Below are 11,597 nucleotides of genomic sequence, written 5' to 3'. Positions count from 1 at the left end.
CTTCTGCCTCGCTATCCCATTTCGTCCTGCGACCTGGTTGCTTTTTTCGCTCCAGTGCAGCTTCGAAGCCTTTTTCGACCAGTCGTTTTTCTCCAATTTCGAACGGTGCTTTCGCAGACATTATAGGCTTCGGCAATCCGGGTATCCGGCCACGCGCACGCGGGTCTGTTCTCCCCTCGTCGGCCTTCAGCAACATATGTGCGTGTTTGATTTTATACCCGGCTACTTTCCTTTTATTGATCAGCTGTTCTAAGTGTTGGCGTTCTTCTTGGCTGAATTCGACGACCTATCTTTTTTCCTATCACCATCCTTTCTTATCCTTTTATTGGATATATCGGTTGGATAAGCATTTTTCATTAATTTCTGGGGTTGCGGAGTATACTATATAAATTGAATCAAAGATTTTGGCAAAGGATAACAAGGGAAATTGAACCAGCTTGTCGAATCCAATACAGACCTAAAACTCGGACAAGCGGGGATCCCTATGAACAACGAATCTGCATTGCAAGAAGTTACCCAGGCGATGAAACAAGAGAAGAAACGTCGTATGTACGAACGCTACCAAGCGGTGTACTTGCATCTCAAAGGAATTTCCATCACGAGAATTGCCGAAACGTTGAACCGCTCTCGGGAAACGGTGAGTACCTATATTCGAACGTATCAAGGCGGCGGGCTGGAGGTTTTGCACATGAAGCATTCTCCCGGAGCGCCTGCGCGATTTACGAAAGAGCAACAAGAACAGTTGAAGCAAGTCATTGTCTCCTCGACTCCACATGAGGTCGGTTTCACTGCCCGACATAACTGGACGCTCGAGATTATTGCCACGTATATCGAACGCGAATTCGGGCACCGGTATTCCCTGCGTGGCGTCTCAAAAATGATGCACCGCCAGGGACTCAGCTACACCAAACCGACCTATACGTTGGCGCCGCAGACCCGGAAAAACAGCGGCATTTTTGCGAAACGACCTTTCCTGATTTAAAAAAAATTGTTGAACGACGACATCAATCATCTGTTGTTTGAAGACGAATCGATGATTCGGGACTACCAAGCCATTCAAAAGACGTGGTTTCTCCGTGGCAAACAACGAATCATCCAAACGACGGGCAAGCACCGCGGCGTCAAGCTGCTGGGCACCGTAGACTATGCGACAGGTCGGATTGTTTGGCAAGAAGACGAGCAATACACCGCCGAGACGTTTTTGCATTTCCTGCGGAAAGTCATCTCAGTCTATCCGACGGGGAAAATCGTCATCGTACTGGATAATGCCCGCATTCAACATGCCAAGCTGCTGCAACCGTTTTTGGAAGAGCTGAACGGGCGGCTGGAATTGGTCTTTTTACCGCCGTACAGCCCGGAATTGAACATTGTCGAAGGGCTTTGGAAATGGCTCAAATCCAACGTCATCAACAGCGTGTTCTACCACACGGTTGCTGACATTCGCCGAAACGTTGGGCAATTCATGAATCACATCATGCAATGTCCCGAATCCAGTATTGATCGCTTGTGCATCAAGCTCTAACTGACAGATTCCTCCCTTTCTTCGGCGGGCGGCCGCGGCCCGGCTTCTTCGGTTCGGGCTTTCGTAGGCGACCGCATTCATTTTCGCTTTGGTGACGAGATGCAAACGTGCATGGCCGGTTCGGTTCCCTTCAGCCAACCGTTGCAGCGCTGGGATGGACAGGAAATACCGGTCCAGCAGAAGCACAATGCCGATCGTGCCAAACAGATGACCGAAAATATATTCGCCCTTGGAGACATTTTCGGGTCCGGCGACCAAGCGGAGGAACGAAAGAAATGGATCATCGACTCGTAATGCCGCGGATGTAGCGAAAGATCGCGTACGATGGACATGACACCGAGATGATCGGAACGAACCATCAGGCCCACAACGATGACAACGAACCACTCGAAGGCAGCAACTCGTGAAAAACAATTTCGGAATGTAAACAAAACATCATGGATGAATTTCAACATGGGCTGGTCGATCGTGACGAAATCGGGTACACTGTACAAGTAACCCTCTCAGCGATCTGATCTCCTTTCTGGCGTGAGAACCTTAAGGATACTACAGATTCGCTTGATTGGGTTATTCTTCTATTTGACGATTTTTCGACAAAAACTTTTCACTGTCCAGTAGTTGTACAGAATACAACATTTGCTGGCATACTTGATAATTTAGCTTTACTTCATCAGTCGTCGGCTTCGGTGTTGAGATTTTGATCCAGTGATTACCGCCAAACTTTCAAGATAGACCCCCATGCCGCTGGCGCAGCACCATCAGATGGTGAAAATGGGCCGCACGCCCTGGGGGCTATTTTCAAGATAGACGCCTATGACGAGCGATTCCTATCGTCATCGGTCGTCACCTGCGGGGTTGAAATTTTGGTCGGCGGATTACCGCCAAATTTTCAAGATAGGAGGAATCACCAATGATACATACAGGCCTAGTATCCGTCACATTTCGCCAACTGGCTGCGGAAGAGATTATTGCTCTTGTCAAAAAAGCAGGGCTCAGCGGCATCGAATGGGGAGGAGATATTCACGTTCCGCACGGAGATTTGGAGCGGGCTGGCGCCGTAAAGGAAATGACTCTGAAGGCAGGCCTTAAGGTGGCCGCCTACGGTTCGTATTACCGGCTTGCCGATCGGGGCCCGGATACGGTGCCGTTCGATCGCGTCCTGGAGACTGCGATTTGCCTCGGCGCGCCGACGATTCGCGTATGGGCAGGCAATCGCGGCTCAGCGGAGGCCGATGACAATTGGCGGGAGCAGGTCGCCAACGATGCGCGGACTATTGCCGAGCTGGCCGCCAAGGAAGGCATTTCGATCAGCCTCGAATACCACGCCCGGACGTTGACCGATACAACGGAAAGCGCATACCGATTGCTGCGCGACATAGATCATCCCAACGTGCGCACACTCTGGCAGCCGCCGGTCGGCCAAAGCGTCTCCGACAATATAACGAGCCTGCAGAAGGTCTCGCCTTGGCTGACGAATCTTCACGTCTACTACTGGCTTGAGCGGGATCGGCGGCCATTATCCGAAGGCGAGGGCGATTGGCTCCGCTATTTGCAGGAGGCGGCAGCGCTGCCGGGCGACCGGTATGCCCTGCTGGAATTCGTGAAGGACGATGCGACGTCGCAATTTATGGAGGACGCCAAACATCTGACTGCCATGGTCGCCAAGTGCCGCGCTTCCTCCGTTTAAGCGCGGTGGTTCCGCCGCCGCTCATTAGGCTTGGCCTTGCGCTTGGCCGGGGGGCCGGTTGTGGCCGGTTTGCCGAACAGGGGGGAATGGCTGACCCTCGTAGCGGCCCCGGCCGTCCAATTGACATACCCAGCCGAGGCTCCGGCCTTGAACGCAGCCCCAGCAGCACGATTGCTGGACCCGGCTGAGGCTCCGGCCTTGGACGCAGCTCCAGTCGCCCGATGGCCGGACCCGGCCGAGGCTCCGGCCTTGGACGCAGCTCCAGTCGCCCGATGGCCGGACCCAGCCGAGGCTCCGGCCTTGAACGCAGCCCCAGCAGCACGATTGCTGGACCTGGCTGAGGCTCCGGCCTTGGACGCAGCTCCAGTCGCCCGATGGCCGGACCCGGCCGAGGCTTTGGCCCTGGACTTGCCACCGCCCGGCTTGCGCTGCTTTCCGGCCCTGGACGCGCTTACGATCTCAGCCGGCACGCCCGACCTCGGGTTGCCTGCAATAGCTGTATCGATCTGCGTGGCCCCTTCGCCGATATTGCCATTCCCCGCGCCGCCCGTTCTGCTGCTAGTCGATTGAGGGGCGATCTTCTCCACGTCGCCGAAAATGACATTTCCGCTGACGTTCTTCAGAATGACCGGAGCGCATACGATTGTAGGCATCTCCCATCCCCTCTCCCTCTGTCAATCTACGTTCTATTTATAATATTCAGCAGGTAGCGAATCGAAAGGGACAAACACGGATCGGGGCGATCATTCGGAGGCTGGCGACACGCGGGGACGGGAGGTGCGGAACCACTGCCGGCAAAAAATCGCGAAGATAACCAGCTCGACGGCGTCTCCCCCGTAATACATCAGCATGCCGCCAGCTTCGGCCTGCGCCGCGGGCACGCCGGACGGAGGAAAAGCGTAAAGCCGCTTGGCCAATATGCCGTGTCCGGTCACAGCAAGCCACAGCATGACCGTGCGATAAACAAAGCCCTTGCGATGAGCAGCAGGTTCGTTCGCTATAATCGATACCGTAAAGAGATAGCCCGCCAGCAGCAGATGAAGATGGACGAACATCCGCATCCGCACCGGTGATCCTCATCTGCACCCATGCGCGGGATCCGCATCCGCACCGGTGATCCGTATTTGCACCGCCGTCCGGTCGCTTACACGATAAACCGATAGCCGGAGCCCCAGACAGTGCCGATGTACTGCGGCTTGGACGGGGTCTCCTCGATTTTCTCGCGAATTCGGGCGATATGCACCGTTACGGTCGAGGCATCGCCGAGCGCATCCATGCCCCAGATTCGCTCGAACAGCTCCTCCTTGCTGAATACCCGGTTGGCGTGCTCCAGCAGAAACAGCAGCAGGTCGAACTCCTTTTGGGCCAGCATGACCTCTTTCCCGTTCACGAACACTCTGCGGGCATCTTTCTGTACCTCCAGTCCCCTGACCTGCAGCTTGCTGCCTTCGCGGGCTTTGCCGAACCGCTCCTTCATCCGCTCGAACTTGTTCAGGTGAGCGTTGACCCGGGCGACCAGTTCGCCGGAGCTGAACGGCTTCGTGATATAGTCGTCGGCGCCGAGCCCGAAACCGTTGATTTTGTAAATCTCCTCCGAGCGGGCCGATACGAGCAGCACAGGGATGTCCTCCTGCTCCCGAATCATCTTCAGCACCTCGAAGCCGTCCATGCCCGGCAGCATAATATCGAGGATGACGAGGTCGAATGTCTCCTCTTTCAGCGCGTTTATCCCGTCGGCGCCGTTGCCTACGATCCGCACGGAATAACCGCTCAGCTCCAGGTAATCTTTTTGCAGGTTGGCGATACTTTGATCGTCCTCGATAATCAAAATGTTCTTCATGACAACCTCCTGCCGCGCCTACCTCTTCTTCAGAGAAATCATCATCCGCGTGCCTTCCCCCGGCGCGCTGCGCACCCAAATCTCCCCTTCGTGGCCCTCCACGATCTGCTTTGCGATCGCGAGCCCCAGCCCGCTGCCGTCCGCATTCGTTCTCGACGGATCGGCCCGGTAGAAGCGGTCGAAAATATGAGGAAGATCCTGCTCCGGGATGCCTTTGCCGTTGTCCCTGATCTCGATAATGACGGAAGTTCGGGTCTCCCGCAGCCGAATCTCGACGCTCCCGTCCTCTCGTTCCATGTATTTCTTGGCATTGTCCAAAATGTTCTGCACAACCCGCTTCATTCTTTCCCGATCGATAAGAACGAAGACCGGCTTCTCCAGCTCGCTGATCAGCTCCAGCCGAATGCCCGCCTTGTCGTATTCGTACCGGTTGTCCGCCACGCAGTCCTCGAAATACCGCTGCACGTCCGTCTGCTCGAAATGATAAGGAATCTGATTCAAATCGAGCTTGGAATACAGCAGCAGGTCGTCGATCATCGCGTTCACGAGCATCGCCTTGGATCTGGCCGTCTGCAAATAGTCCGCCATCTTCTCCGGCGTGTTGGCGACCCCGTCGATAATGCCCTCGATGTACCCTTTAATGGAAGTGACAGGAGTTTTGAGATCATGGGAAATGCTGGAAATCAAAAATTTCCGGTTCTCGTCGTACTTTTGCTGCAGGTGCACGGATTCCTTCAGCTTGATCCGCATCAGCTCCAGCGTCCGGCTCAGTTCCCTGACCTCGCCTTCCCCTTCCTCCGCAATGCCCCAGCTCAGGTCGCCCTCGCTGATTTTGACAGCAGCGTCCTTGAGTCTGGAGACCGGCAAAATGATGCCCCGCGAGAACCGGTACGACACCCAAAGGTTCATGGCCAGAAACGTCACGATAAAAAAGCTGATCGCAAACAGCCCGAGAAACAAGGAGAAGTCCGTGTCCAGGCGGATCGGGGCAAGCAGCAGAAGCACGCCTTCCTCGCCCGTCATCAGGCGTTGGTCCGCCCTGGCGAACATGTATGTCTGGCCGCTCAGTTCCAGCGTATCCAAATCCGAAGCGTAGTCGGACAGCATCAGGCTCTTCTCGATATCGATCGCAGGAAGGCTCGCTGTCGAGAAGACGACCTTCCTGCCCAAGAGCAGCAGGGCATCTGCCCCCAGCGACTTGACCCGGCCTTCCAGCTCCCGCTGCTCCTGCGCGTTCATCAGCCGCTCGAACCCGATACCAAGCGCCCAATGCTTGATCTCGCCGATGCCTGCGCGCACTTCCAGCGTCCTTCTCATCTCTTCTATACTCGTTTCCCGGCCGAATATTTTCGTATATCCGGCAACAACCAGCATAACCGCCAGCACCGTCAAGACGATCGACGCCAAGACGGTGAGCGCGTTCATGACGAAATAACGTTTGGTTAGATGCATCCGGGAGGACCTCTCTTGAAATATTCGACGAAGTCCTTCGGCGAATATTTCAACACCGAAGGCGACGACCAATGACGGAAGGATTCGCTCGTCATTGGCGTCTCTCTTGAAAATTTGGCGGTATTCCGCCGACCAAAATTTCAACGCCGCAGGCGACGACCGATGACGAAGGATTCGCTTGTCATAGGCGTCTCTCTTGAAAATTTGGCGGTATTCCGCCGACCAAAATTTCAACGCCGCAGGCGACGACCGATGACGAAGGATTCGCTTGTCATAGGCGTCTCTCTTGAAAATGTGGCGGTATTCCGCCGACCAAAATTTCAACGCCGCAGGCGACAGCCGATGACGACCGGAAGCGATCGTCAAAGGCGACTATATATCTTTGCGGTCAAACAAATAATAGCCCGCGGCAAACAACATTATACCACAGCCCGACATGATCAACGCTTGACGAAGAATTTTGAAGCCGCTGGCCGATTCCGAAATCCACAGCATATACCAATCGAACATGGACGTAATGAAAAAGCTCGAATAATTGGAAAAAATGATGCCCAGGAAGTAAAAGCCGATAAACAGGAGCACCGACAGAAAAAAGACAGCCAGGCCTCCCCGCACGATATTCGACAGCAACACGACGAGCAGGGAGAACACAAGAACAGGCAGGAACGTCACTGCGTAGGACAGCGCGACCCTGCCGATCCCTGCCGCGCTCGCCGAATCGGCATTGAACAGCAGCCCGGCGAGCAGGGAAAGCACCATCACGAACAGCAGATTCGCGGCGATGAAGATGGCCAGATTGAGCACTTTGGCGGCAAAGACGCCGAATCGGGACACCGGTCTCGTTAAAGTAATCTTCATCGTATTCGATGTAAATTCCCCGTTGAACATATCGATCGCGACGAAGGTGGCGAACAGCGGCAGCAGCGTGTACACAAACATCGACAGCACGACGAGCGGAAATTCGGTGCCGCCTACGACCCTTAGCCCGAAGCCGTGCTTGATCGCGGTGACGGCCACCTGACCGACCATGACGGCGACAATGGACAGAAAGGCGGCCGCGATCATTTTTTTCTTTTTGAGCAGCTTGACGATTTCATTGATGAGTGCAGCCTTAAACCCTGCCATTGCGGTCGACCTCGCTCACAAAGTAATTTTCCAGCGACGAATAATTGGAAAGAATGTTGTGCGTATACTCCACATTGACCAGCTTGCCTCCATACACGACGCCGATCCGGGTGCACGTCAGCTCCACATCGTGGATAAGGTGACTGGAAATAAAAAACGTCGTCCCTTCTTCCTCGGCCAGGCGCTTGATCAGCCTGCGCATATCGAGCATGCCCTCGACGTCCAGTCCGTTGAGCGGCTCGTCCAGAATGAGCAGGCGGGGCCTGGACAATATCGCCGCGGCGACGCCCAGCCGCTGCTTCATGCCGAGCGAAAATTTGCGCGTTTTTTCGTTCTTGTATCTAAGCATGCCGGTAATTTCCAAACATTCGTCGATGCGCCGCTGGTCGACGTCGGGATAAAACCGGGCGAACAGCTTCAGATTGTCGTTAGCCGTCATGTACGAATACGATTCCGCCGTCTCGATCAGGCAGCCGACGTGCTTCATCGCGTTCACGTAGTCGTCAACGACGCTGCAGCCGAATATTTTCACATCGCCGCGGTCCGGCTTCATCAGTCCCGCCATCATCTTCATGGCGGTCGTCTTGCCTGCGCCGTTCGGTCCCAGGAAACCGAAAATATCGCCCTCGTCGATCTCCAGATTCAGATCGCTGATGCCTCGGCCGTTCGTATACACCTTGGTCAGGCCGCTGATTTCTATCGCTTTCGTCGTCAATAATAACATCCCCTATAAATATCGCATGGCCGTCCCCCAGGGCGAAAAAATCGCCCTGAGGAACAGCCTCTCCTAAGATTATAAACGCCTGCGACGAGCGAAGACGCCGTCATCGGTCGTCACAGGCTTTGCAAATTCGGCCGGCGGTTGCCGCCAAAATTCGCAAGATTACTCGAATACGCGGTTGAACTGCCCTTCAAAATTGTCCGGAGCGTCGCTGCGGTACGAGTGCTCGTCGATGATTTCGATGTTCAGGGTAACATACACTTTGCCGTAAGAGCCCGGATGAAGCTCTCCGTTGCGTTGCTTGCCCTCTGGATCGGAGTACGTAAAGAAGCTGTTAGACCTGGAACCGTCCGGCGAAAACTCGAAATCGAAGCGGTACGGCTTAGGATGCTCGCTCTCGAAGCCGGGTTTCACGACTTCGGTATAGGAGCCGGTTACTTTCTTGTCGCTCACGCTCTTGATTTCCAGTACCCGTTCGCCGACCTTCACGAATTCCCCGTCTTTCTCTACGACGATGTCGTTTTTGTATGTGCCGACATATTTCTCGCTGAAGCCATAGCCGGAATGGCTGACCTTCTCGACGTTCGCCCCTGTCAAATCGGGTACCGTTACCGTAGTCGAGTTGATGTCGGTGAGCTTGAACACGAGGTTCAGCGACAGATCATGCTGCGCTCCGTCCTTGTCTTTGCCTGCGACGACGAAATCGGCCGTCAGATGCTCCAGGACGCCTGACTTGTTCTCCAGCGCGGTGCCGGATACTTTCTTCACATATACATCGCTTTCGATTCTCGGAAATTTCATTTCTTCCCGGGCCCTATAGCCTTGCTCGCTGATCATTTGCTTGAGGGCGAAGGACGAAACCGCGTTGACCAGCGCGGGCACCTGGGCCTCGGACAGCGTGCCGGAGTATGCCCGGCCGCCTTCCGGCCGCTCTTCCGCCTGCACGTAGTCCTTCAGATTGCCGACCACGGCGTCGACGATCTTCTCGATCTCCGCCGCTCCCTCCTCATGGAACGGGTTTCTGAATAATCGATTGTCTTCCTGCTTTATCCCTTTCGGAACCTCCGACACATAGTATTTCCCATCCGTGTCCTTCCAGATCGTCTGCTGCGGGTCGGAATACGAGTAGCTTGATGTGGACTCGCCGTTGGCGTATTGCGTCACGGACGAATCTTCCGATACCCGCTGCACTGTATCGAATTTGTTCACGGAAGTGTTCTGAACAAGATTTTGGCCGTTATCCTTCAAAGTGTACATCGTCTCGACTGTGTAGCTGTCGAGCCCCTTCTCCATCTGCGCGGCGGTCTGCTTGACCGCACCCTTCAGCCGGTCGTAGCCCGAGCCGAGCGTCATGTCGGCGAACGCCGTGGATACGAACAGGCAAGCGCCGACCGTAAACGAGAGAACGGTTAACGTCTTCTTGCTTCGCTTCATTGGCAGTCTCCTTTATCGTATGATGCGGAAATATTTCCTTGTCTCTCATTATAATAGGCGCCTATTGAATCTCTATAAATAAAAGATTAACAAATTATAAACTCGCAGGCTACCCCATCGCTCTCCTGTTTAAAGCGGGAGGTGTTCCTTCAAAATCTCCAGCCCTCTCTTTAATTCCTCCAACGAATTGGTCGACGATAGCGCGACCCGCAAATAATGGTTGGGCGCGCTGCCTCCGCTTAAAAACCGGTCCGAGTGAAACACGCGAATTCCTTTGCTCAGAAAAAAACTTTCCAGGCTCGTTCCGGTCCTCTTGTCGGAGATGGGAAGCCAACGATAAAAGCTGAGCGGATGGCCTGCGTCCAGAGGCAGCGAAAACAGCTCCGAAAATAACCGGTTCGCAGACTGCGCCAGCCGCTTTTTCTCCTCTGCGATCGCATGGGCCTGGCCAGACAAAATAAGCTCGGTGACGATCTCTGCGTCGAGCGAGGATGTTTTGACATTCACGTTAAAAATGGCCTTCGTCATCCGGTCCTTGAATGCGTCGCCAAACACGATATAGGCCACCCGAAGCCCCGAACAAATCGACTTGGAGGTGCTGCAAATATAGACGGTTTGCAGATCTGACCGTACATGAGCTTTGTACCACAGCCTTGTCTTCTTCGGAGTCCCAATCATCGACATGATGCACCATTTCATTCCCTAATAACTTATTGTGATATTTTCGAATTTTTTAATATTCCGGTCAACATTTTTATTTCGCACATTTATTTCATAGATGTGCGGTTTATAATACTTATATTGCTTATTCTCGTCATCGTAAGGGGCTTCCTGCTCAATGATTTTAACTTCTTCTGCACCAATAAAGCATGAAATAACATCAGACAATAAAGATAGTATCTCAACATGGGGGAGATTGCGTAAATTTCCCTCATATACAACGTTTCCAAAAGTATCACTTGTTGTAAACAAACCTTTTGAATGTTCATCAATAAACATGATCTCTGCATCGCAAACAAAAATCGAAGTTTGATTTCCATTGAAACTCATAAACAAATCTTGTTTCTCTCCATCAAAACATATACATTGAATGGGCGTGCTTGAGGTTATTTCAATCTCTCGATCATCATCAGATAATGTTCTTATAGCTACAGATGGGTTGTTTTCAAATTTAGCAATAAGATACTTCCATAGTTCTTCATTAGTAAAATGCATGCACGCATTTGAACCATAATTCACTTCTTCATGCATGAATCAATCACCGTCTCTTTTGGCTCTCTCCACGGATATTTAACATATTTGCTATCTTGAAAATTCGGCGGTATACGCCGACAAAATTTCAATACCGCAGGTGACGACCGATGACGACAGGAAGCGCTCGTCATAGGCGTCTATTACAAAAATCCGATCTCATATGGGAATAAATATTGATCCCAGTAACGATCTTCTTCTATTGCCGTTGGATCTATGGTTATGAATTTCTCTTTCATTCTTGCAACAGCTGCACTCATTTCATCTTCTTCATAACTCAACTTTCGCACCTAGAAAATCAATGTAAAACCAATTGTGGAGCGGGCTTAGGGTCTGCTGATTAGCCAGCTTGCCAAAATAGAAAAACACCGCTTCGTTTGGTAAAGTGAGAGTAACGACTTCCACTACCAGACAGAAGAGGTGTCTTCCATCATGATAGATCATCAGCCCGACCTGAATCAACTGCCTAACGAATTAAAGCCCGCTTTTCAAGAACTGAAAGTGATGAAACATCTTCAACAAGCCGGATTCCGTAAGCGTTTTGGCTTTAGCTGTGCTCGGCTGT

11 protein-coding genes and 2 pseudogenes are annotated in these 11,597 nt (G+C 52.9%); 3 read left to right on the top strand and 10 right to left on the bottom strand.

Annotation, left to right across the window (positions count from 1 at the left end):
• Positions 1–478: 478 nt before the first annotated feature.
• The 3 genes and pseudogenes from F591_RS30990 to F591_RS0125775 all read left to right on the top strand — a co-directional run bounded on the left by F591_RS30990 (position 479) and on the right by F591_RS0125775 (position 3,209).
• Positions 479–1,522, top strand: a pseudogene (locus F591_RS30990) (IS630 family transposase).
• A 111-nt stretch (positions 1,523–1,633) separates the two neighbouring features.
• Positions 1,634–1,816 (top strand): hypothetical protein, encoded by a 183-nt coding sequence (locus F591_RS0125780; RefSeq protein WP_019537471.1) that lies wholly within the window; start codon positions 1,634–1,636, stop codon positions 1,814–1,816.
• Between the two features lie 616 nt (positions 1,817–2,432).
• Positions 2,433–3,209, top strand: a complete 777-nt coding sequence (locus F591_RS0125775; RefSeq protein WP_019537470.1) for a sugar phosphate isomerase/epimerase family protein — start codon at positions 2,433–2,435, stop codon at positions 3,207–3,209.
• On the opposite strand, the gene F591_RS33730 is transcribed toward F591_RS0125775, so the two are convergent.
• The 10 genes and pseudogenes from F591_RS33730 to F591_RS31805 all read right to left on the bottom strand — a co-directional run bounded on the left by F591_RS33730 (position 3,206) and on the right by F591_RS31805 (position 11,313).
• Positions 3,206–3,862 carry a spore germination protein gene (locus F591_RS33730; RefSeq protein ID WP_019537469.1) on the bottom strand — a complete coding sequence of 219 codons (657 nt, stop codon included), beginning with the start codon at positions 3,860–3,862 and terminating at the stop codon, positions 3,206–3,208. The genes F591_RS0125775 and F591_RS33730 overlap by 4 nt on opposite strands.
• A gap of 90 nt (positions 3,863–3,952) precedes the next feature.
• Positions 3,953–4,270: a cytochrome c oxidase assembly protein gene (locus F591_RS29155; RefSeq protein ID WP_019537468.1), complete on the bottom strand. Its 318-nt coding sequence runs from the start codon at positions 4,268–4,270 to the stop codon at positions 3,953–3,955.
• A gap of 83 nt (positions 4,271–4,353) precedes the next feature.
• A complete protein-coding gene (locus F591_RS0125760) occupies positions 4,354–5,049 on the bottom strand; it encodes a response regulator transcription factor (protein WP_019537467.1) in 696 nt (231 codons plus the stop codon).
• 18 nt (positions 5,050–5,067) lie between these two features.
• Positions 5,068–6,501 (bottom strand): sensor histidine kinase, encoded by a 1,434-nt coding sequence (locus F591_RS0125755; protein WP_026326911.1) that lies wholly within the window; start codon positions 6,499–6,501, stop codon positions 5,068–5,070.
• 372 nt (positions 6,502–6,873) lie between these two features.
• Positions 6,874–7,626, bottom strand: a complete 753-nt coding sequence (locus F591_RS0125750; protein WP_019537465.1) for an ABC transporter permease — start codon at positions 7,624–7,626, stop codon at positions 6,874–6,876.
• Positions 7,613–8,350 (bottom strand): ABC transporter ATP-binding protein, encoded by a 738-nt coding sequence (locus F591_RS0125745; RefSeq protein ID WP_040742599.1) that lies wholly within the window; start codon positions 8,348–8,350, stop codon positions 7,613–7,615. The genes F591_RS0125750 and F591_RS0125745 overlap by 14 nt, the downstream gene beginning before the upstream one ends.
• Before the next feature lie 159 nt (positions 8,351–8,509).
• Positions 8,510–9,781 (bottom strand): hypothetical protein, encoded by a 1,272-nt coding sequence (locus F591_RS0125740; protein ID WP_019537463.1) that lies wholly within the window; start codon positions 9,779–9,781, stop codon positions 8,510–8,512.
• A gap of 129 nt (positions 9,782–9,910) precedes the next feature.
• Positions 9,911–10,399, bottom strand: a pseudogene (locus tag F591_RS0125735) (aminotransferase class I/II-fold pyridoxal phosphate-dependent enzyme); the annotation flags it as partial.
• 84 nt (positions 10,400–10,483) lie between these two features.
• A complete protein-coding gene (locus F591_RS31810) occupies positions 10,484–11,032 on the bottom strand; it encodes a hypothetical protein (RefSeq protein ID WP_156829709.1) in 549 nt (182 codons plus the stop codon).
• A 143-nt stretch (positions 11,033–11,175) separates the two neighbouring features.
• Positions 11,176–11,313: a hypothetical protein gene (locus F591_RS31805; RefSeq protein ID WP_156829708.1), complete on the bottom strand. Its 138-nt coding sequence runs from the start codon at positions 11,311–11,313 to the stop codon at positions 11,176–11,178.
• Positions 11,314–11,597 lie beyond the last annotated feature (284 nt).

It is taken from the genome of Paenibacillus ginsengihumi DSM 21568 (assembly GCF_000380965.1).
GTDB classification, from domain to species: Bacteria; Bacillota; Bacilli; order Paenibacillales; family NBRC-103111; genus Paenibacillus_G; species Paenibacillus_G ginsengihumi.
Note: the sequence above shows the minus strand (reverse complement) of the source record. Positions and strands in the feature narration are given on the sequence as shown.